This window comes from Brumimicrobium aurantiacum, assembly GCF_003402975.1.
Taxonomy (GTDB): domain Bacteria; phylum Bacteroidota; class Bacteroidia; order Flavobacteriales_D; family Crocinitomicaceae; genus Brumimicrobium; species Brumimicrobium aurantiacum.
In genome coordinates, this window is the sequence record NZ_QURB01000007.1 from 1 (window position 1) to 24,538 (window position 24,538).

The window sequence follows — 24,538 nt, forward strand, 5'->3', positions numbered from 1 at the left end:
CCAATTCAAGTCCGTTCGATAAGTAGTCAAACGAGCCGTTGAGTTCTGCAACTCGGTCTTTACAACGGTTGATTTGTTTAATGTCCGCTTGTTGTCTTATGCAAGAATTGTTTTCCATAAACACAAAAATAGTCAACTTGTTTATTTAAGCAAATGCTAAAATACAATATTTTAAAAATAACCCGATTTGTTTCTCGGGTCGTATTATTGCCTGACCGCTAACTCATTTATCCCCTTACCATCAGACTACTAAGCCAACAACCATTTGTTGGCTTTGTGCACCGTCAGATAAAGTTATTCTCCTCTAAAATAATAATTTTCTGAATAGTTTGAAATTTAGCATCACTACCTTTCTAATTCTTCGCCATGTATTTGTCCAATTGTTCTCCTGTGGTTTTTTGGATTTTGTTTTTTAGGAAGGAAGACCAACCCATCAAGTGTCCAACAGGTCCCATGGCTTGTTTTGACCATTTCCATACGTCGAAAGTGTCTATATGCTCAATGATTTTCCCGTCTTTAAATTTGAAATGAGCAGAAACCAAATTGATCACTTTTCTCTTTTTTGGACCGAAGTTATATTCTGCTCTCCAATTTGCTGAACCTGTGTCACCATCGATATTTATGTTGCTGAAGGTGATTTTCGATTGAGCACCGCGTGAAAGCAACATTTCCCACATTTTACAGGCTCTTTTTCCTTCTAATGTTCCAAAAGCAGGATCAGTGAAGCGAACATTTTCATGATAACATGCTGTCATTACTTTGCTGTCTCCGTTAGAAAATGCAGTGTAAAATTTATTGATTAATTCATTATGATCCATTGTATTTGCTTTAAAATTATCTAAATTGTTTTGGCTTTAATCCTTGTGCGGAAAGTTCAACCGTTTCGTTTATGCGTTTAATTCTTGTGTCACTTCTTTTGGCGGTCACAACCCATTGTAATATGGATTTACGATTCGATTTACTTAACGATAAAAAGTAGGCTTCAGCCTTAGGATTACTTTTTAAGGCTTGGTCTAAATCCTTTGGAATGATGAGGTTTTCAACATCGTCGAGTAAAGACCAATTACCGTTCTCTTTCGCAATCTCTATCGTTTTATATCCTGCTTCTTGTATTAAATCTTGCTCCATCAACACCTTCACCTTGTCTTTGTTCACCTTTGACCATGTACTTTTCGGGTTGCGTTTACTGTATAGTTGTCGGTACTTTTCTTCATCAATCGATTTCTTGGTACTGTCAATCCAACCAAAACAAATGGCTTCATCTACGGCTTCACTCCACGATAAGCTGGGTATTCCTGTCTTTTTACGATAAAAAATGACCCAAATCGATTGTTGGGTAGCATGATTTTGGGCTAACCAATTTCTCCATTCTGCTTTATTTGCAGGGTAAAACGTTTCCAAAGCTGACATTTTGTAAAAATAGTTTAATCTTTTTGATTCAATGAAATCACGATTTTTCCAGTGTGTAAACCTTCTCCAAAACGTTGTACAGCCCATGGAATTTTATCGAAGCTATGAGGTCCGTCGATGATACATTTTAATTTCTTTTCAGCATATAATTGGTTGATGAATTCCAAATCGTGATTGCCTTTTAACATGAGTACTTGAACTCTTTTCGTGCTCAATATTTTTAACAGTGGTTTCATGTAAATCATTTGAAGAAGTTTACCTGATTTTCCGCCTATTGATATGTATTTTCCTTTTGGATTAAGTACAGGTAAAAATCGCCAAATATTTCTGTTGGTTTTACAATCTAAAATGAGATCATATTTTTGCTTCTCTTTGGTGAAATCAACCTTTTTATAATCGACAACTTCATCAAATCCTAGGGTTTTCATGGTAGATAATTTTTCTCCAGTATCCACTCCTGTAACATGTGTGTTAAAGGTTTTAGCAATTTGAATGGCAAAAGTTCCTACACCTCCGCCACCGCCGTTGACGAGGATTTTTTGATTGTCCTTTAGCTGACCTAAATCACGCAAACCTTGTAAAGCCAGCATTGCTGCATGTGGAATACTTGCCGCTTCTTCAAAACTGATTTCCTTTGGTTTTAATTCAACCGCTTTTTCATTGAGTGAAATGTATTCTGCAAAGCTTCCAAAACCAAAGTCAGAAGTATCTCCATACACTTCATCACCGATTTTAAACCGCGTAACATTTTTACCAAGTCCAGTAACGATGCCAGAAAGTTCCATGCCAGGAATTGCGTATTTCTTGCGTGGTTTTGACAATCCAAATAAAAGTCGATAAGTGAGGGGATTTCCAGAAGTTACTGACCAATCATAATCATTTACAGTGGTTGCACAAACTTGAATCAAGATATCGTTGTCCTTTGGTTGAGGTCTATCCAATTCAACTTGCTGAAGTGCATCAAGTGGACTTCCATACTTCTTAACTTTAAAGGCTTTCATTGGAGGCATAAGGTTATACAAGTTTAAAATTATTCGCTTTGTAAAAATAATGACTTATTGTAATAAAATCCTCGAGCTTCGTGATTAATTAGATTGAGATCTAAATAAACACTGGTCTCTATGTTTCAAGTTGCGTTAGACTTCCTTAATTTAAAATCTTAAAAACTCTTTTCTTTATTGTTTTCGATGAAAGAATTACTGTAGGTTTTTGATAATTCCTATTTTTACCTAAAACACAAGAATATGCAAGAATTCAAAGGTCAAATTGTCGACATTAACAATAGAAAAATTTTCAAAGGAGTAATTAATGTGGAAAATGGAAAGATTCATTCTATTACGCCGAACGAAGATGTTCCCAATCAATTTATTTTACCAGGCTTTATTGATGCGCATGTTCATGTCGAAAGTTCAATGTTGATTCCTTCAGAATTTGCGCGATTGGCTGTTAAACAAGGAACCGTTGCAACTATTTCAGATCCTCATGAAATAGGAAATGTTTTAGGAAGGGCAGGAGTAGAGTATATGATTGCTAATGGAAATCAAACGCCTTTTAAGTTTTTCTTTGGAGCGCCATCCTGTGTTCCAGCAACAGTTTTTGAGACTGCAGGTGCGACCATAGACCTTGAAGATATTCGTGCTTTATTTAAGTTGCCGCGAGTCAATTATTTGGCGGAAATGATGAATTATCCAGGGGTGTTATTTGAGGATAAAGAAGTCATGGCTAAAATCGAATTGGCCAAAAGTTTAAATAAGCGCGTGGATGGCCATGCACCTGGTTTACGTGGAGAGGATGCTAAAAAGTATATTGCAGCAGGAATTGAAACAGACCACGAATGTTTTACCAAGGAAGAGGCTTTTGATAAGCTAAAACATGGTATGAAAATATTGATTCGTGAAGGAAGTGCAGCCAAAAACTTTGAAGCACTTTATACATTGATTGATGAATTTCCAAATGAAATTATGCTGTGTTCAGACGATAAACATCCTAATGATTTTGTACGTGGACATATCAATAAACTCGTTGCACGTGCTGTAGCGAAGGGGTGTGATTTATATAATGTCTTAAGTGCAGCTTGTTTGAATCCTATTGAACATTACAACATGGATGTCGGACAGATGCGTGTTGGAGACCAAGCTGATTTTTGTATCGTTGATGACCTCGAAAACTTTGAGGTCAAACAAACTATAATTGATGGAAATATTGTCTTTGAAAATGGAAAAGTAAATTTCCCTAGTGTTGCTGCAGAATTACCTAATAATTTTCATTGTTCTCCGATTGCATTAGCGCAATTAAAGTTAAACGCGGAAAGTGAAAATGTACGTGTAATTGTAGTGGAAGACGGTCAGTTGGTCACCAAAGAAGAAAGTATTAAACTTCAATCTAAAGATGAAGAATTAACACCCGATCTCGAAAAGGATGTATTGAAAGTAGTGGTAGTGAATCGCTATCATGATGCCAAACCTTCCGTCGCTTTGATTAAAAACTTTGGATTAAAATCTGGAGCTATTGCTTCATGTGTTGCACATGATAGTCACAATATTATATGTGTGGGAACCAATGACGAAGATATTCAAAAGGCCATTAATTTAATAGTAGGTGAAAAGGGAGGTGTGTCTTTAGCAAATGGAGAAGAATCTGAAGTTTTAGGTTTACCAGTTGCGGGAATCATGACGGATAAAAGTGGAGAAGAAGTTGCTGAAAAATATGAGCAATTAGATCAAAAAGCAAAAGATTTAGGTTCTACTTTAACTTCACCTTACATGACACTTTCCTTTTGTGCATTATTGGTTATTCCACAATTAAAACTAAGTGATAAAGGACTCTTTGATGGGAGGAAGTTTGAGTTTGTCTCGCTTTACAAGTAGTTGTTACTATGCCGTAGCTTTGATTGCACTAGTTATGTTTTTTTATTGAGCCTAATTCTATATCCGGATAGGCGATTAAGGGTAACCACAGCGTAGCGACATTCTTTGAGTGAATTCAAAGAAAGGTTAATAATATAGCACCACATTGTGTGCTAACGATGAATGTATTGCAGTTTCGAAGGAATCATTTAAGTCGAAAAAAAGTTAGAAATTATAAAATATCCTTCAAACGTAAATCTTAAATTTACAATATAAACAAAACTTAAAAACCGAGATATGAGTCAAAATCATCATCATACCGACCGTTCAACAAGTAATTTAAAACTTGCGTTTTGGATGAATCTTGGTTTTTCCATTTTTGAAATTATTGGAGGAATTTATGTCAATAGTGTAGCTGTTGTGTCTGATGCGATACATGATCTTGGAGATAGTTTATCATTGGGAACAGCGTGGTATTGTGAAAAGAAATCCAAGCAAAAAGCTGATGATCAATATTCTTATGGTTATGGACGATATTCTTTGCTCGGGGCGTTAATCAATAGTATGGTTTTGTTATTGGGTTCAGGTTTTGTCATTTATGCAGCAATCGATCGTTTGATTCATCCAGAAAGTTCAGATGCGCTAGGAATGATTGTTTTTGCCATTGTCGGAATTGCGGTAAATGGTTTTGTGGTTTTACGGATGAGGTCATCAAAAAAACTCAATGAAAAAGTGGTGTTTTGGCATATGTTGGAAGATGTGTTGGGTTGGACCGCTGTATTGATTGCTGCAATTGTTATGTATTTCTATCCGACTCCTTATATTGATCCTATTTTATCTTTGGCCATAACAGGCTACATTTTATACGGTGTTTTTGGGCGCCTAAAAGAAACCTTATATTTCTTTTTACAAGGAGTGCCGAAAGAGGTGCAATTATCAGAAATTCGAACTAAAATTTTAGCCCTTCCAAATGTTAGCGACGTTAATCATGCACATGTTTGGTCGTTGGATGGAGAGCAAAATATTTTTTCTGCACATGTTACAGTTTATGCCATTAAAAACATAGAGCAAGTTTCCATTGTAAAAAGTCAGGTAAAAGAAATACTTAAGCCTCATCATTTGAAATGTTCGACAATTGATATTGAAATTGAGGAAGAATAGCGTTTCTAATTTTGAACATTTTTGAATTTTATCCACAATTGAATGTAATTTATCAAGAGCGATGAAGTTGTATCTGTTTTTTTTATAATTTTATCATCGAATTTAAATATTTAATTATTTGATTTTCTTGCGGTTGTCTTATTGCTTCCGATTGTGAGTAAAATTGTATTTTCATATTTAGTCCGCTTTAAAACTTTAGAAAAGAAAAGGTGAGTTTATAAAAGCGATTTATCAATATTATTATTTAAAGAAAAACCTAAATTAACTTATCATATGAATCGATTGATACTAACCACAATAGTACTGTTTTGTATATTCTTTACTGGAAATACTCAAAACTGTCCATCATATTCGACATTAACAGCCACAGGAGAGGCTTGTGCAGGCCAGACTTACACAATGCACTTTGCAAATACATCTTGTCCTAGTGAAATAAATTTTGATTACAGTGGTAATATCAATGTTGGAGGAAGTGTATTGATGGAAAGTATTTTGACTGGAAATACAATTTACAGTGAAAGTTCGGTTGGTGGCCATTCAGCGAGCATAGGGCCAATTGATCCTACATTAGAAGGTACAGCTTTTAAATTGTCAACGACAAACGCCACATATACTATTTCTCAAAACGGAATAACTACAGGTCAGGCAATCAGTGAAGAAATATATTTTAACTTAAAGCCAATCATTAGTTCTGCTACCTTAAGCATAACTACTCCATCTGGTGTTGTGACAAGATCGGTTCAGTATTGTAAGGATTTTAATGTTGGATTAGAACTTGAAAACACTGATTACTGTAATACTTTGAATGTTGCTTTACCATGGGAATTAAGATGTGACCAAACGAATACTTTATTAGGCTCCGGAAATCACAATGTAACTGTTTATCCTTCTGTGCCTTCAAATACCAACGATTTGGTTGATATTGTATGGAATCAAACAACATGTGAATGGGATGTTTCTGCCAATTTTGATTGTGATAATTCTGACATTGGAAATATTTTCACCATTTCTCCAGATCCTACTTCGGGTCCTACAAATACTTGTGTTGACGGAAATGAAACATTTACAATAGAATATTTAGGAGTAAGTGGTAGCCCAAACTGTTGTTCAAATGCTGGGCCTAAAGTACCCGTAGAATTTAATACGGCAACCTCGGTAGGAAATACAACAGTGGAAAACTCCCTATTTGGAGGTACAAATAACGCTGGCTATATCACTATTCCACCAAATAATTTAGGAGGTTCAGCAAATGCCTTGAATCTGTCTGTATCCATAAACAATTATTGTTTCAATGCCCCAAATATTGACTATTTGATTAATATTTTTGTGGATGGTATTGTGGTAGTGAATTCTAAACATTATAACCCTATCATCACCTTAGGGTATAATCTTTCAAATATACCTTGGTATGATCAAAATAGTGTAGTGGATATTTATGTTTCACCGATACTATTGTCTAATGGTGGAGTCAATACAACTTATTCACCCAATGCTGTTTGTGGAAGTTTAAATCCAATGGAATGGACAGCAGATATAACAGCTTCATTAGATGTTGAATTCATAGATTCGATAGGTACAGGTTTGCCATGTACAAATGATACGATAATTCCTCATGTGAACTGTACTCCTGATCAGCCAGCTTTGGTCTTAGCTTCAGCTGCTGATTGTAATTTACCAAGTACTTTAGAAGTTACAAATTATGATAATGCTTTAAGCTATACTTTTGTACCTACAGGACCTACGATTAATGCGGCAGGGATCATAAGTGGTGTTGCAGGAAATTATTCTATTGAAGCCAATAATGGAAGCTGTTCAAGCTCAAGTAACTTTACCATCGACCCAGGAAATCCAGTACCTTCCTACTCAGTGAGTTCAGTAAATCCTACCGTTTGTAGTGGGAGTGATGGTTACATTCTACTCTCAGGATTAGACAATTCAGTTACATATAGTGTGACTTATGATGATAATGGAACAACAGTTGGTCCAGCTAATTTTACTTCAAATACTTCTGGAGAAATTCAAATCACAGGTTTAAGTGCTGGTAGCTATGATAACTTTTTAGTAGATCTTAATGGTTGTTCTACTAGTGATTTAAGCAATATTAATTTGACTGATCCAAGCGCTCCAACTGTTGATGCAGGGTTAGATCAAACGATTTGTGAGGGAACTTCAATTACATTGAACGCAACAAGTACTCCACCTGGCGCAGTCTTTTCATGGGACAATGGCGTTGTTGATGGTATGGCTTTTTCTCCAAATTCGACATCAACATATACTGTGACAGCAGATTTGAATGGTTGTATTGGAACGGATAATGTAACAATTACTGTGACTCCTCAAGATACACCAACTTTTACAGCCATTGCAAGTTTTTGTGAAAATGATGCAATTCCAACTTTGCCTACAAGTTCAAATGAAAATATCGCTGGAACCTGGAGTCCGGCAATTGTAAGTAATACACCCGGAACTACGACCTATACTTTTACGCCCGATGCGAGTGAATGTGCTTCAGTTGAAACGATGGATATCTTAGTATATGCGACTCCTAGTCCAACGATAAACCCTGTTGCAAATCAATGTTTAAATGCTTCTCCAGTAACACTAAACGCTTCTCCAGCTGGGGGAACATTTTCTGGAAATGGAGTTGTTGGTAATGTTTTCACGCCGTCGGTAGCAGGAATTGGAGTGCATACAATTGCTTATACCTACACTGATGGAAATGGATGTACAGGTGTTGGTACGATAGATATAGTAGTTGACTTTTTACTCGATTTTTCTTTGAGCTCAAATTCTCCAACAGTATGTGGAGGAAGTGATGGTGAAATTACCATTTCAGGATTAGAAATGAATACATCACATCAAGTTTCATACAACAAAAATGGTAACCTTGTTGGACCATTGACATTGATTTCTAATGCAAATGGAGAGATTACGATTACAGGATTGAGTGCTGGTGCATATTCAGATTTTATTGTTGATTGGATTAGTTGTTCAGGATCTAATAACACAACAATTACCTTGTCTGACCCCAATGCACCAAACATTACGACGCCTGGTGATTATACAATATGTGAAGATTCACAAATAACACTTACAGCATTAAATCCTGATGGAGCAACAATTTCTTGGGATAATGGAGTTACAGATGGAGTTGCTTTTACGCCAACAACTACCACAACTTATACTGTAACAGGAACCTTAAATAATTGTATAGCTACTGACGATGTAATAGTAACGGTGGATATGAAAGTTGATCCTACTTTTGCTTCTGTTGTTGATTTCTGTGAAAATGAAACTGCTCCAGTATTGGGAAGTGTTTCAGATAATGGAATTACAGGAACTTGGAATCCTTCAGTAGTTTCAAATAATGTTGGAAATTCAACCTATACTTTTACACCGATAAATTCAGCATGTGCGAATGAAATTGATTTTAATATTTCAGTGAATCCTGTGCCAACTCCAACAATAGATTCATTGGCAGATATGTGTGAACAGGCTGTGCCAGTTACATTAGTAGGAACACCTAATGGAGGTGTTTTCTCTGGTGCAGGAGTTACAGGAAGTACATTTGATCCTACTGTAGCAGGTTCTGGTGTTCATACAATTACTTATGAATATACTGATGGAAATGGTTGTATGGGGACAGCAACCACAAATATTAATGTTACAACGAATATATTATTTACTTTGAGTTCAACAGAACCTACAACTTGTAATGGAACTGATGGAACAATCACAATTGGTGGTTTAGATGCAGGTGAAATGTATGATGTATCTTATTTATTTAACAATTCTAATATTGTTGGACCAATTACAATTACTGCTAATGGTGCTGGAAATGCTGTGATAACAGGATTGGGTGAAGGTTCATACACCGATTTTGATGTGGTGTATAAAACATGTTCTGGGATTAATAATTCAACAATTGTTTTAAACGATCCTCCATTGCCAACAATTAATGCTGGATTGGATCAAGTCGTTTGTCAAGGTCAAACAACAATTTTAAGTGCGCATAATCCAGATGGTGCAACCATTTCTTGGAGTAATGGTATAACGGATAATATGAGTTTTACACCTCCTCAAGGAATTACAACTTATACCGTAACAGGAAGTTTAAATGCATGTATTTCAACAGACCAAGTAACTGTCACAGTTCCAACACCAATTATAAGTATGACTTCTCCAGGAAACTTAACGGCAAATTGTGATATATCTGAACAACCTGTATATGCTGATTTTGATGCTTTCTTAAATGCAGGAGGAACAATAAACTTGCCTGTTGATGGATTAGTTGATTCAGCTTCATTTACACTAATAAGTGAAAATTCAGATGGTAACACTTGCCCTGAAATAGTCACAAGAGTTTATGAAATAACTGATGTTTGTGGAAATTCAGTTTCAACATCTCAATCTATAACAATTCATGATCTTGTCGATCCTACAGGAACTGCCCCAGCAGATCTTAGTCTTCAATGTATTGGGGATTTACCTACTGCGGATCCATTATTGGTTACCGATGAAGCTGATAATTGTACGGTAAATCCAATTGTGAGTTTTATAAGTGAAGTGTCTGATGGAAATACATGTCCTGAAGTTATTACAAGAACTTATCGTGTAACTGATGATTGTGGAAATTCAATTGATTTGGTGCAAACAATCACGATAAATGATGATACTCCACCAACAGGTGATGCTCCTTCAGATATTGCTGTTCAATGTATTGGAGATGTTCCTGCACAAGATATCAATTTAGTGACTAATGTTTCAGATAATTGTACTGTTACACCAACTGTTACTTTTATAAGTGATGTTTCAGATGGAAATACTTGTCCAGAAATTATCACAAGAACTTATAATATCGCTGATGATTGTGGAAACAATGTGGACCTTGTGCAAATCATTACTGTTGGAGACAATATTGCGCCAACGGCAAATACTCCAGATACGCTAAAAGTAGATTGTTTAACAGATGTTCCTGCAGCTGATGTTACCGTAATTTCGGGTGTTTCTGATAATTGTACTTCCTCGCCAATGGTGGCTTTCGTTTCGGACGTGTCAGACGGAAATACATGTGCAGGTGAGCTCATTACAAGAACTTATAGTGTTACCGATGACTGTGGAAATGTAACTTCAATAGAACACATGATTTTAATTGAAAATTATGATCCAAACTTTAATATTGTTGGAAATGATCCAACGACTTGTGGTGGAGTAGATGGTTCGATTAGCTTAACAGGACTAAACCCTTCTACAGATTATTGGTTGACTTATGATGGAGGTACATCAAATCTTATTACGACAGATGTAAATGGAGCGTATGAAATTACAGGTTTAACAGAAGGGAGTTATACAGATTTTACACTTGATGAAACTTCATGTAATGTTTGTTCGACAACTGAGAATGTTACGATTACCCTGAATGATCCTTTACCACCAACCATTGATGCTGGACCAGATCTAGTTGCTTGTGATGATGAGGTGATCACGATCAATGCAATTAATCCTGATAATGCAAATTTAAGTTGGAATAATGGAGTAACCGATGGAGTTGGATTTGTTTCACCTTTAGGAACTACAAAATATATTGTGACTGCAGAATTGGCAAATTGTTTTGCAAAAGATTCATTAGAAGTTATGGTTAACCCACTTCCGAATGTATCAGCAGGAAATGATATTCAGATTTGTGATGGAGATCAAGTTACGCTAACTGCAACAGGAAATGCAGTTAATTATACATGGAATAATGGAGTAGTAGATGGAATTGCATTTACACCAACCTTAGGAATTACAAATTATATTGTGACTGCCACTTCAGTAGATGGTTGTGAAAATAAGGATACTGTAGAAGTTGAAGTGATGGTGTCGCCAGATGTTTCATTTGCAGCCAATAGAACTGTTGGTTGTGCTCCTGATGAGATAAATATTTTGAATACAACACCTGGATCAATTCAAGAGTGTAAGTATACGATTGATGGTGGCCACCAATATTACGATTGTAATATCGCTCCAACTTTTCTTAATGCAGGTTGTTATGATATCAATTTAGAAGTTGAATTGACCAATGGTTGTGTGGATGATCTTACAATGGTCGATTACATTTGTATGGATGATTATCCAGTGGCTAATTTTACTGTTGAACCAGAGGAACTATCTAATATCTACAACGAAGCAGAATTTACCAATAAATCCACAGGAGCCTTTTCTTATGAATGGAATTTTGGAGATGGAGAATTCAGTAACGCCACCGATCCTACACATACTTACATGGTTGAATCAATTAATGAAGAATATACTTTTATTGTAGATTTAATAGCGATAAGTAATTTAGGATGTCGTGATACTTTCTCTTTGGATTTACCTTTTTATGAGGAGTTGATTTACTTTGTTCCCAATACATTTACTCCAGACGGAAATAAATCAAATGAGACCTTTAAACCGATTTTTACAACGGGGTTTGATCCACAGAATTATAATTTTAAAGTATATAACCGTTGGGGAGACATTGTCTTTGAAAGTAATGACGCTAATTACGGATGGGATGGAACATACAAGGCTAGTAATTATGAAGTTATGCCTTCAGGAACTTATGTTTATCGTATTAATTTTAATAAGTTACGAAATGATGAAGAAGTTGAAATTATGGGTACAGTGAATTTACTTCGATAACATAATACAATAGATTTTAATTCAAAAGCCAGAACATTTCGTTTTGGCTTTTTTTTATTCTACACATCCATATTTTCTTTATAAACTTATGAACTTACATCCTACTACTAATTAATAAAATCATATTAAACACTATTCTTTAACAACCTTTAAAAACTTTTTAGCGTTTATATAGCACTATGAAGAAACTTATGAGACTAAAACCAATATCTATAATGATATTGTGTATTCTATTTTTTGGGCATAATGCTTATACTCAATTAGATAATGTTGAAACTAAAGTAGAGGAATACTTAGGGAAGGAAAAATTTGAACTTTTTCAGACAAGTAACCCAGGACTTATTCAATTTTTAAAAAAGAAATCTACACATGGTTTTTTAATTGAAGATGTTTCAGAAACAAAATCCAATGTACTACCAAAATTGGGTAAAGTCTTATATCAAGAAAAAGAAATTTCATTGGAAGCTTTTTATGAAGCTACAAAATCTAATGACTTTAACTTTTTACAATATTCTTTTCCTGATATTGATAATGGAACATTCTTGTTAAGTAAATCAGAAAATAGAATGATAACGATTTATTCTGATCGCATTATAAATCAACTGGTGAATAAAGACAACTAATTATGAGAAGATATACTATTTTTATATTCATTTGTACCATACTTTTCTCCATTCAGAAATCATTTGGACAAAGTTATATTATTACCAATGGAGTTGCTGATACTACTTGTACAGGTACATTTTATGATACTGGTGGACCAAGTGGTGATTATTCTAATAATGAAAATATAACCTATACCATTTGTCCTAATTCAAATAATACCTTAGTTGTAGATTTCGTTTACTTCAATTTAAGAAATAATGATTACCTAACGATTTATGATGGGGCTAGTGTATTGGATCCTTTAATTGGTAGTTATTCTCAAGCTCCAGGACCAGGAACAGTAATTGCTTCCTCAAGTAATACTTCTGGTTGTTTAACTTTTGTATTTACTTCATCACCTATTTTTACAGATGGTGGGTGGATTGCTAATATTAGTTGTTTATTGCCTTGTCAAGATATAATTGGTAGTGCAACATTCTCACCTGCACCTGATGCAGACGGTGTGATTCGAATTTGTCAAGGTGAAACTGTAGACATGTTTGGAACAGCAACTTACCCGCAGAATAATCAGAATTATCCTCAATCTAATGCCACTTCAGTGTTTGAATGGAATACTGAGAATGGTCCAAATCAGTTCGGTCAAAACATTTCATCTACCTTTAATAATGAAGGTGCTTATGTAGTTCAATTAGATATACAGGATGTAAACAATTGTTATAATTCGATACCAATTAGTCAAGAAATTCATGTTTCCACCACCCCCGATTTTAGCGGAACCTTGGCCTCACCTGATTCCATTTGTTTGGGTGAACAATCTGTATTAACAGGGGATGCTACTCCCGTTACGTTCAATAAAACTTGTGTACAGCCATCCTTTCCTCCAGTAGCACTCCCTGATGGCTCAGGAGTATCATATAATACTTCTGTTAATTTAGATTGTTTTAATGATAATCAGACCTTGACTAATATCAATAATCTGCAATCGATTTGTGTTAATATGGAACATTCCTATATGGGAGATTTAACCATCGAAATCGAATGCCCGAATGGTCAATCTGTTACTTTACATAGTAACGGAGGTGGTTCAACTTATTTAGGTGTACCGGTAGATAATGACAATTTACCTTTGGCACAAGGAATTGGTTACTTATATTGTTGGACACCATTTGCAACCAATGGTACATGGGGGGCTAATTCAGCTTCTAATTCAACATTACCTGCAGGAGATTACGAGTCTTTGGGTCCGTTATCTAATTTGGTTGGATGTGATTTAAATGGAAACTGGACACTTACTGTTACTGACCATTTAGGATCTGATAATGGATTTATTTTTGATTGGAGTCTAAACTTTAATCCCGCGATTATTCCTCCAGGAATTACTTTCACTCCGACAATTAATTCGGAAAATTGGTTAGCTAATCCAACAATTGTAAGTGGCACTAATCCAATTACTGTGGAACCAACAACTTTAGGAAACGAATGTTATACTTATGAAGTAACCGATAACTTTAGTTGTACTTATGATACAACAATTTGTGTGAATGCAATAGCTGTTCCTAGTTTAGACCCGGTAGCTGATTTCGATACATGTGCAGCATATACATTGCCGGTAATCACTGGGACAAATTTATCTGGAAATGAATCTTTTTATACAGGACCATCAGGAACTGGAACTCAATATAATGCTGGAGATGTAGTAACTGTTCCGATAAGCTTATATATTTATGATAATACAGGAGCACCAGCAATGTGTGAAGATGAAACAAGTTTTAATATTGGTCTGTTCGCAAATAATACCACGCTAACTGCACCTAACAATTTATCGGCCAATTGCTCAATTTTAGAGGTGCCGCCATATGCCTCACTTACAGATTTTGAAAACGATGGAGGGTCTGCAAGTTCATCGTCAAATATGAATATTGTTCCCGGTACTTTCACATTAGTGAGTGAAATTTCAGATGGAATGTACTGTCCAGAAACAGTAACGAGAACTTATTCTGTTAAAGATGATTGTGGAAATGTAGCAACAGCAACACAACTTGTGATTATTCATGATCAAATAAATCCAACAGGAACTGCACCTGCAGATGTTACAGTACAATGTATTGGTGATGTTCCGTCAGTAGATATTACAGCTATTACAGATGAAGCAGATAACTGTACTGTGAATCCAGTAGTTGCACATGTTAGTGATGTGTCGGATGGAAACACTTGTCCTGAAGTTATCACGAGAACTTATAGCATTACCGATACTTGTGGTAATTCAATAAATGTTGTTCAAACAATAACCATCAATGATGACATCAATCCAACAGGGACAGCTCCAGCTGATGTTACAGTGCAATGTATTGGTGATGTTCCAACGGTGGATGTAAATGCAATTACTGATGAAGCAGATAATTGTACTGTTAATCCTACTGTGACCCATGTGAGTGATGTATCGGATGGAAAGTCTTGTCCTGAAATCATTACAAGAACATATAACATTTCCGATGACTGTGGAAACAATATTAATGTTGTACAAACCATTACCATTAGTGATGATACCAATCCAACAGGAACTGCTCCAGCTGATGTAACAGTGCAATGTATAGGTGATGTCCCAGCGGTGGATGTAACTGCAATAACAGATGAAGTCGATAACTGTACAGTGAATCCAATAGTGACGCATGTTAGTGATGTTTCTGATGGGAATACTTGTCCAGAGATCATCACAAGGACATATAATATTGCAGATGATTGTGGAAACAATATCGATGTTATTCAAACCATTACGATTAATGATGATACCAATCCAACAGGAACTGCTCCAGCTGATGTTACTGTGCAATGTATAGGTGATGTTCCAGCAGTTGATGTGACGTTAATTACTGATGAAGCTGATAACTGTACAACTACGCCAACAGTTTCTCATGTAAGTGATGTTTCTGATGGGAATACATGTCCGGAAATCATTACAAGAACCTATCGAATTCAAGATGATTGTGGGAACTTTACAGATTTAAATCAAACCATTACAATTAACGATGATACGAATCCAACAGGAACCGCTCCTGCAGACCTAACATTTCAATGTGTTACAGATATTCCTGCACCAGATGTTAGCCTAATTACAGATGAAGCAGATAATTGTACAGTAAATCCAACTGTAACTCATGTTAGTGATGTTTCTGATGGGAACACTTGTCCAGAGATCATCACGAGAACTTATAATATTGCAGATGACTGTGGAAATAGTATTAATGTGACACAGAATTTTATAATCTATGATGACATCAATCCAACAGGAACTGCACCTGCAGATGTTACAGTACAATGTATTGGTGATGTTCCGGCAGTAGATATTACAGCGATTACAGATGAAGCAGATAATTGTACTGTGAATCCAGTAGTTGCACATGTTAGTGATGTGTCGGATGGAAACACTTGTCCTGAAGTTATCACGAGAACTTATAGCATTACCGATACTTGTGGTAATTCAATAAATGTTGTTCAAACGATAACCATCAATGATGACATCAATCCAACAGGAAGCGCTCCAGCTGATGTTACAGTGCAATGTATTGGTGATGTTCCAACGGTGGATGTAAATGCAATTACTGATGAAGCAGATAATTGTACTGTTAATCCAACTGTGACCCATGTGAGTGATGTATCAGATGGAAGTTCTTGTCCTGAAATCATTACAAGAACATATAACATTGCCGATGACTGTGGAAACAATATTAATGTTGTACAAACCATTACCATTAGTGATGATACCAATCCAACAGGAACTGCTCCAGCTGATGTAACAGTGCAATGTATAGGAGATGTCCCAGCGGTGGATGTAACTGCAATAACAGATGAAGCCGATAACTGTACAGTGAATCCAATAGTGACGCATGTAAGTGATGTTTCTGATGGGAATACTTGTCCAGAGATCATCACAAGGACATATAATATTGCAGATGATTGTGGAAACAATATCGATGTTATTCAAACCATTACGATTAATGATGATACTAATCCAACAGGAACTGCTCCAGCAGATGTTACTGTGCAATGTATAGGTGATGTTCCAGCAGTTGATGTGACATTAATTACTGATGAAGCTGATAATTGTACAACTACGCCATCAGTTTCTCATGTAAGTGATGTTTCTGATGGAAATACATGTCCGGAAATCATTACAAGAACCTATCGAATTCAAGATGATTGTGGGAACTTTACAGATTTAAATCAAATCATTACAATTAACGATGATACGAATCCAACAGCGAGTAATGTTTTTTCTACGGTAGATTGTATTGATAACTTACCACCAGTAAATATTGCAGTGATCACTGATGAAGCAGATAATTGTACTACAAATCCAGTAGTAGCTTTTGTATCTGAAAGTTCAGATAACAACGTTTGTAACGGAGAGCAGATTACGAGAGTTTACAGTGTGACTGACGATTGTGGAAATAGTATAAATGTAAATCATGTTATAACAATCGATGCTTACACTCCCAATTTTGTAGTGACTCCAAATAACACAACATCGTGTGGAGGAACTGATGGTTTAATTACAATTTCAGGATTAATTCCGAATAAGGATTATGAAATCAGCTATGATGGAGGAGCACCTTTTTTAGTGACCACAAATGGAGCAGGGGAGTATACAATCCTTGGTTTACCTTCTGATAGTTATACTAATTTTACAGTTACGGATGCGAGTTGTATTGGATGTACAAATACAGAAAATGTTTCGGTTAATGTTAACGATCCTAGTTCTGCTGTAATTGATGCAGGGCCAGATCATGTATTGTGTGAAGGTTCAACTTTAGTCTTGAATACAGTAAATCCAGATAATGCAAATTTATCATGGGATAATGGAGCTGTTGAAGGAGGTGCAGGATTCGTTCCACCACCGGGTGTAACCTTTTATACTGTGACTGCTGAATTGGTAAATTGTTTTTCATCAGATCAAATTAAAGTTACGGTTTCACCAGAAATTACATCGATTTCGTGTCCAGGTGATTTAACCGCCAATTGTGATATTTCTGAGCAGGCACCTTATGCCGATTTTAACGCATTTATTGCTGCAGGAGGTTCTGCATTGATTCCTTCTGGAGGTATAATTGATTCAACATCATTCCAATTGCTGAGTGAAGTTTCTGACGGAAATTCTTGTCCAGAAACAGTGACAAGAACTTATCAAATTTCGGACACTTGTGGAGTTGCTGTTACTTGTACTCAAGATATTGTAATTAACGATTTAATATTACCTACTGGAACAGCACCAAATGATACCACAGTGACATGTCCAGATGATGTTCCTGCAGTTGATGTTACATTAATTACAGACGAAGCAGATAATTGTACGGTAAGTCCCGTAGTCACTCATGTAAGTGATGTTTCCGATGGAAATACTTGCCCAGAAACGATTACAAGAACTTATGCCATTACGGACGATTGTGGAAATACTTTAAATGTTACTCAATTGATTACAATAAATGACTTGGTGAATCCTACAGGGACGGCGCCAGCAGATTTAGCTTTTCAATGTATTACTGATATTCCGGCACCGGATGTGACAGAAATTACCGACGAGGCAGATAATTGTACCGTAAATCCAATTGTAACTCATGTAAGTGATGTTTCCGATGGTAACACTTGTCCAGAACTCGTTACAAGAACATATAATATTGCTGATGAATGTGGAAATTCAATCAATGTAACACAAGTGTTTACGATTAACGATACCATAGATCCTACTGGAGCAGCACCAGCAGATGTAAATGTTGAGTGTTTGGCAGATGTGCCAGCCATAGACGGAACAACTGTACAAAATGTAAATGACAATTGTACAACAACTCCTACGGTAACACATGTAAGTGATGTCTCGGATGGAAACACATGTCCTGAAGTGATTACAAGAACCTACAATATTGCAGATGATTGTGGAAACAATATTGATGTGGTTCAAACGATTACAGTAAACGATGTAACAAATCCAACAGCTAGTAATCCTGTGGATATAACAGTTCAATGTTTAAGTGATGTTCCACCTGTTAATACAACGGTGGTCACAGACGAAGCAGACAATTGTACAGTAAACCCAATAGTGGCATTTGTTTCTGAAACTTCAGATGGAAATACCTGTAACGGAGAGGTAATTACTCGTGTTTATAGTGTTACAGATGATTGTGGAAATTCGATTAATGTTTCACATACGATAACAGTTGATTCCTACACACCACCTGCAGGATTTACGCTTTCAAGTACAGATCCAACAACATGTTCAGGGACAGAAGGTACAATAACATTAGCTGGTTTAACTCCTTCTACTAATTACCAATTGAGTTATGATGGAGGCGCTCCGTTTCCAATTACTTCTGATGCAGCGGGTGAATATACAATTATCGGTTTAACTGCAGGTTCTTATATTGATTTTACAGTTTATGATGAAGATTGTATAACATGTTTCTCAACCGTAATCGCAACGATTAATTTATCAGATCCAAATGCGCCTGTCATTGATGCTGGTCCAGACCAAGAACATTGTGAAGGAACTGTGGTTACCTTAAATGCAATAAATCCTGAAGGTGCAAATATCTCATGGGATAATGGTGTAACTGATGGTGTTGGTTTTGTTCCACCAGTTGGTGTATCCAATTATACTGTTACTGCTGAACTTGCGAATTGTTACTCTTCAGATGTTGTTTCAGTATTAATTCATCCATTGCCTCCTGTAGATGCAGGATTAGATGTAGATGCATGTATTGGAGAACAAGTGACTTTAAACGGAAGTGGAGCAGTGAGCTACACTTGGGATAAAGGTGTGGTTGATGGTGTTCCATTTAGTCAGGGGATTGGAATTGAAACTTATACCGTAACAGGTACTTCGTCATTTGGTTGTGTAAATACAGATCAAGTTGATGTAACAATTCACGATTTACCAGTTATTTCTTTTGAAGCGGATACATTGACAGGCTGTTATCCATTAGAAGTAGATTTCACAAATCTTTTACAAACTCCAAGTGACCAATGTGTATTTACGATAAATGGAAATGACCTTATTGGATGTGATGTAACTTACTCTTTCGATATTGTAGGATGTCATGATGTAACTTTACAAGTAGAGTCTCAATATGGATGTGTAAATCAAGCTACATTAACGGATTATATTTGTATTGGAGAATATCCTGATGCAGACTTTACATTTAGTCCTGATAATCTTTCAAGTTTTGATAAAACAGTGGAATTTACAAATACTTCAACAGGTTCAGTAACATATGACTGGGATTTTGGAGATGGAGTAGGAAGAAGCAATTTAACAAATCCAGAATACACTTATGGAATCGAAGCTGAAGAAGTTGAAGCATACTCTGTAGAATTGATAGCTTACAGTGATTATGGATGTCCTGATACTATCTCTAAAGCAATGCCATTTATTGCGGATTTAATCTATTACATACCTAATACATTTACACCAGATGGGAATACCAATAATGAAGTGTTTAAACCTGTTTTCTATTCAGGGTTTGATCCTCAAGATTTTAATATGAAAATATTTAACCGATGGGGAGAAGTCATTTTTGAATCTAATGACGCATCTATAGGTTGGGATGGAACTTATGGAGCTTCGAGTAATGAAACTGTTCAGCAAGGCACCTACATCTGGGAAATTGAATTTAAAAGGGAAAAAGAAAAGGAAAGAGTGGAACTTTCAGGACATGTGAATTTAATTAAATAGACCAAATAATCTTCCGTGTGAGGTGTGCAAAAACACCCTAATATAAAAAGAGGAAAATAAGTTAATCTTATTTTCCTCTTTCATTTTTGATCTCTATATTTTAAGATACTTAAATCAGACCTTTGTCTTTTAAAATAACTTCCATCTCTTGTTGAACTTCGATGGCTTTTTCTTGGGCCTTACTCGCGAAATCTTCTCCTTCTGAAGCATAAAGGATTCCTCTTGATGAGTTTACCAATAAACCACAATCGTCATTCCATCCATATTGTGCTGTATCATTTAAACTTCCACCTTGAGCTCCAATTCCTGGGACTAAAAAGAAATAGTTAGGTACAATATTTCTCACCGATTGAATTCCTTCAGAACGTGTGGCACCCACAACATACATTAGCTGTTCTGCGCTTCCCCATTTTGAGGTTTTTTTCAAAACGTTTTCGTAGAGTTTCTCACCACTTAGATCTGTCATGAATTGAAAGTCTAATGCTCCTTTATTTGATGTCAATGCCAAAACTATAACCCATTTGTCTTTGTATTCTAAAAATGGTGTAATTGAATCTTCTCCCATATATGGTGCAATAGTTACAGCATCGAAATCCATGTATTCGAAGAATGTTTTTGCATAATAGCGCGATGTATTTCCTATATCTCCGCGTTTTGCATCTGCAATCGTAAACTTATTCTTTGGAATGTAATCAATCGTTTTCTTTAAAGATTCCCATCCTTTAGGTCCAAGACATTCGTAAAAAGCAATGTTTGGCTTATAAGCAACACAATGATCCTTAGTTGCATCAATAATGGCTTTATTGAATTCAAAAATCGGATCTTCTGTATCCAATAAATGCTTTGGAATTCGGTCCATATCTGTATCTAATCCAACACAAAGGAAAGATTTCGTGGATTTTATTTCTTGGATAAGTTTTTCTCTTGTCATTGCTTTCTACTTAAAAAAATAAGAAAGGCAAAGATAATGAAATTTTGTTAGATAGTAGGCACTAACGGGGCTGATTGTCTTTTCTTTGGAACTGACATTCTTCCTTAATGAAGGAACTTTTTTCAATTTGAATTTCGAGCTGAATAAAAGGTGTTCACAAACAAAAAATGCGTTACACCATAAGCGCAACGCATTTCAATTATTTAGAGTTAACCAAAATTCGTAATCCGATAGCTATCGGATCATAATTAAATAATTCGTAACTACTAAAGCCCTTCCTCACCTTTCAACTTCTCAGCATTCTCAGCCATCTTCAAAGCATCAATCATTTCTTGAATATCTCCATTAATGAAAGAAGAAAGATTGTACATTGTTTTATTAATTCTGTGATCGGTAATTCTTCCTTGTGGATAATTGTAAGTTCTAATTTTTGCCGAACGGTCACCCGAAGAAACCAATGACTTACGCTTTTCAGCTCTTTCACTCATGATTTTATCCAATTCTACTTGGTATAGACGTGAACGTAGAACAGAAAGCGCTTTATCGTAGTTTTTGTGCTGTGAACGACCATCTTGACATTCAACCACAATTCCTGATGGCGCGTGCGTTAAACGAATGGCAGAATCCGTTTTGTTTACGTGCTGACCTCCAGCTCCAGAAGCACGGAAAGTATCACGACGAACATCAGCCATGTTTAATTCCACATCCACTTCTTCAGCCTCGGGTAAAACCGCAACTGTAATTGCAGATGTATGTACACGTCCTTGAGATTCTGTTTCAGGAACACGCTGAACACGGTGAACTCCCGATTCAAATTTCATTGTTCCATAAACACCTTCACCTTCAATATTCATTGAAACCTCCTTGTATCCAGAAGTACTTCCTTCGTTAGAGTTAATGATTTCAACTTTCCATCCTTTTTCCTTGAAGAACATCGTGTACATTCTGTAAATGTCTTCCACGAAAATACACGCTTCATCTCCACCTGTACCAGCTCTCAGCTCAATAATAACGTTCTTGTCATCTTCTGGATCTTTAGGAATCAACATGAATTTGATTTCTTCTTCCATTGCTGGACGCTTGTTCTCTAATTCATCCAATTCCATTTTCGCCATTTCTCGCATTTCAGGATCACTTTCCTCCGCAAGTAGCTCTTTTGAAGATGCTATGTTTTCAAGTACGTTTTTATATTCCTCGTAAACTTTATCTAACTCTTCAAGATCTTTGTACTCTTTGTTGAGTTTAACATAACGCTTCATATCAGCAATTATATCCGGGTCAACAATAAGTTGTCCAACCTCCTTAAATCTATAATGAATGGCTTCTAATTTGCCTAATAATGTATTATCCATAAATGTGTTTAATATTCAAATGTACCGAATTCAGAAGTGATGGTCAATTTCTTAGCATCGCTTTCTTCAACACGACCTATGATTTGTGCATCAACATTAAATGATTCTGAAATCTTAATGATGTCTTGTGCAATTTCTTCAGGAACATAAAGCTCCATTCTGTGACCCATATTGAAAACCTTGTACATTTCTTTCCAATCTGTTCCTGATTCTTCGTGAATCGCTTTAAATAGCGGAGGAATAGGGAAGAGATTGTCTTTGATAATGTGTACGTCGTCTACAAAATGCAGTACTTTTGTTTGTGCACCACCACTACAATGAACCATTCCATTGATGTCTGCACGGTGAGTATCTAAAATTTTCTTAATAATTGGAGCGTAAGTTCTAGTAGGAGATAATACAAGTTTTCCAGCGTCAAGAGGACTTCCATCCACTTCATCTGTTAATTTATAATTTCCACTGTAAACGAGGTCATCTGGAACACTAGGATCAAAACTTTCAGGGAATTTCTCTGCCAAATATTTGTGGAAAACATCATGACGAGCAGAAGTTAATCCGTTTGAACCCATTCCTCCGTTATATTCTTTTTCGTAAGTCGCTTGACCAGAAGAAGAAAGTCCAACAATAACGTTTCCAGGTTTAATGTTGTGATTAGAAATTACGTCTTCACGTTTCATTCTACAAACCACAGTTGAATCAACGATAATAGTACGCACCAAATCACCAACATCAGCCGTTTCACCACCAGTAGAATCGATTCCAATTCCCATTTCTCGAAGGTCGGCCAATAATTCCTCAGAACCATTAATCAATGCCGAAAGTACCTCACCAGTAATTAAGTTTTTATTTCGACCAATTGTCGATGAAACCAAAATATTGTCTGTCGCTCCAACACACAATAAATCGTCAACATTCATAATCAAAGCATCTTGAGCAATACCTTTCCAAACCGAAATATCTCCGGTTTCTTTCCAGTACATGTAGGCCAAGGCAGATTTAGTTCCTGCACCATCAGCATGCATTACCACACAGTGGTCTTCACTTCCAGTTAATAAATCAGGTACGATTTTACAAAATGCCTTAGGAAAAAGTCCCTTATCAATATTTGCAATTGCATTGTGCACATCTTCTTTCCCTGCGGAAACCCCTCTTTGATTATAACGATTATCTGCCATGATTCTTTTACGATTATGAAAACGCAAAGATAATTAAAATTTAAGAGAGGGGGGAAGGTTTTTTAATTGGATAGATAAAAAAAAGTTAGTGCAGAGTTTCGCAAAGTTTTCGCAGAGTTCCGTTGAGTTTTTAAGTTGGTTAGTTTTATAAGTTAGTTATCAAGTTGGGTAGTTTTCAAGTTATTTAGTTCTCAAGTTTGGTTGCCTCAAAACTCTTGCTGATTCTTACTTGTATGCTCTTGCTCAAAACTCTTGCTGATTTAGCGTCCTTTTCTGCCTACACCTCCAATCTGTCTCCTGTTTTTACCACGCTGTAAAATCCCCAAAAAGGAGCATTCCGTTGGTCGCTCTTTTTGTGAATACAGCTGAGTAAAACAGTACAACAGGATTTCCGTTTCCGTCAGGGCCGGGGGAAATATCATTGCCTCAGAATACCATTTTCAGCAAGGTAAGCAGAAATTAAGAATAAAGGGAGTTCACGCATTTTAAGACATAGCTTTGCAACTTATCAATTAGTATTTGGAACAGATTTAAGATTTATTCAATTTTTAAAGGGACACAGCAGTAGTAAAACGACAGAAATATATACGCAAGTAGCAATAAATCATCTTAAAAATATTAAAAGTCCGATTGAATTATTAAATTTGGGTTAAAAGATACATGGTGAA

General features: G+C 36.0%; 12 protein-coding genes and 1 pseudogene. 6 read left to right on the forward strand and 7 right to left on the reverse strand.

The genetic code is table 11. The annotated features are described in order from the left end of the window. The 4 genes and pseudogenes from DXU93_RS15205 to DXU93_RS11025 form a co-directional block, all read right to left on the reverse strand. Positions 1-118: pseudogene (locus DXU93_RS15205) on the reverse strand (ArsR/SmtB family transcription factor); the annotation flags it as partial. A gap of 235 nt (positions 119-353) precedes the next feature. Continuing rightward, positions 354-818, reverse strand: coding sequence for a nuclear transport factor 2 family protein (locus DXU93_RS11015; RefSeq protein WP_116881347.1), 465 nt, complete (start codon positions 816-818; stop codon positions 354-356). A gap of 16 nt (positions 819-834) precedes the next feature. Then, positions 835-1,410, reverse strand: a complete 576-nt coding sequence (locus DXU93_RS11020) for a YdeI/OmpD-associated family protein (RefSeq protein ID WP_116881348.1) — start codon at positions 1,408-1,410, stop codon at positions 835-837. Between the two features lie 14 nt (positions 1,411-1,424). Continuing rightward, positions 1,425-2,411, reverse strand: a complete 987-nt coding sequence (locus tag DXU93_RS11025) for an NAD(P)-dependent alcohol dehydrogenase (RefSeq protein WP_116881533.1) — start codon at positions 2,409-2,411, stop codon at positions 1,425-1,427. Positions 2,412-2,654: 243 nt separating this feature from the next. Here DXU93_RS11025 and ade point away from each other — a divergent pair, with 243 nt between their 5' ends. The 5 genes from ade (at position 2,655) to DXU93_RS11050 (ending at position 20,412) form a co-directional block, all read left to right on the forward strand. Continuing rightward, positions 2,655-4,277, forward strand: a complete 1,623-nt coding sequence (gene ade, locus DXU93_RS11030; protein ID WP_116881349.1) for an adenine deaminase — start codon at positions 2,655-2,657, stop codon at positions 4,275-4,277. Positions 4,278-4,553: 276 nt separating this feature from the next. Continuing rightward, positions 4,554-5,417 (forward strand): cation diffusion facilitator family transporter, encoded by an 864-nt coding sequence (locus DXU93_RS11035; RefSeq protein WP_116881350.1) that lies wholly within the window; start codon positions 4,554-4,556, stop codon positions 5,415-5,417. 273 nt (positions 5,418-5,690) lie between these two features. Continuing rightward, positions 5,691-12,083, forward strand: a complete 6,393-nt coding sequence (locus tag DXU93_RS11040) for an HYR-like domain-containing protein (protein ID WP_116881351.1) — start codon at positions 5,691-5,693, stop codon at positions 12,081-12,083. 179 nt (positions 12,084-12,262) lie between these two features. Beyond that, entirely contained in the window at positions 12,263-12,706 is a 444-nt protein-coding gene (locus DXU93_RS11045) for a hypothetical protein (protein WP_116881352.1), read from the forward strand. 2 nt (positions 12,707-12,708) lie between these two features. Next, entirely contained in the window at positions 12,709-20,412 is a 7,704-nt protein-coding gene (locus tag DXU93_RS11050) for an HYR-like domain-containing protein (protein ID WP_116881353.1), read from the forward strand. Positions 20,413-20,521: 109 nt separating this feature from the next. On the opposite strand, the gene pyrF is transcribed toward DXU93_RS11050, so the two are convergent. The 3 genes from pyrF to DXU93_RS11065 all read right to left on the reverse strand — a co-directional run bounded on the left by pyrF (position 20,522) and on the right by DXU93_RS11065 (position 23,870). Beyond that, positions 20,522-21,343, reverse strand: a complete 822-nt coding sequence (gene pyrF / locus DXU93_RS11055) for an orotidine-5'-phosphate decarboxylase (RefSeq protein ID WP_116881354.1) — start codon at positions 21,341-21,343, stop codon at positions 20,522-20,524. Positions 21,344-21,609: 266 nt separating this feature from the next. Continuing rightward, positions 21,610-22,695 (reverse strand): peptide chain release factor 1, encoded by a 1,086-nt coding sequence (gene prfA, locus DXU93_RS11060; protein ID WP_116881355.1) that lies wholly within the window; start codon positions 22,693-22,695, stop codon positions 21,610-21,612. Between the two features lie 8 nt (positions 22,696-22,703). Continuing rightward, complete coding sequence (locus tag DXU93_RS11065) at positions 22,704-23,870, reverse strand: AIR synthase related protein (RefSeq protein WP_116881356.1); 1,167 nt, start codon at positions 23,868-23,870, stop codon at positions 22,704-22,706. A gap of 458 nt (positions 23,871-24,328) precedes the next feature. Here DXU93_RS11065 and DXU93_RS11070 point away from each other — a divergent pair, with 458 nt between their 5' ends. After that, on the forward strand, positions 24,329-24,523 hold the full coding sequence (locus tag DXU93_RS11070) for a tyrosine-type recombinase/integrase (RefSeq protein ID WP_116881534.1): 195 nt from the start codon (positions 24,329-24,331) through the stop codon (positions 24,521-24,523). The last annotated feature ends 15 nt before the right edge of the window (positions 24,524-24,538 follow it).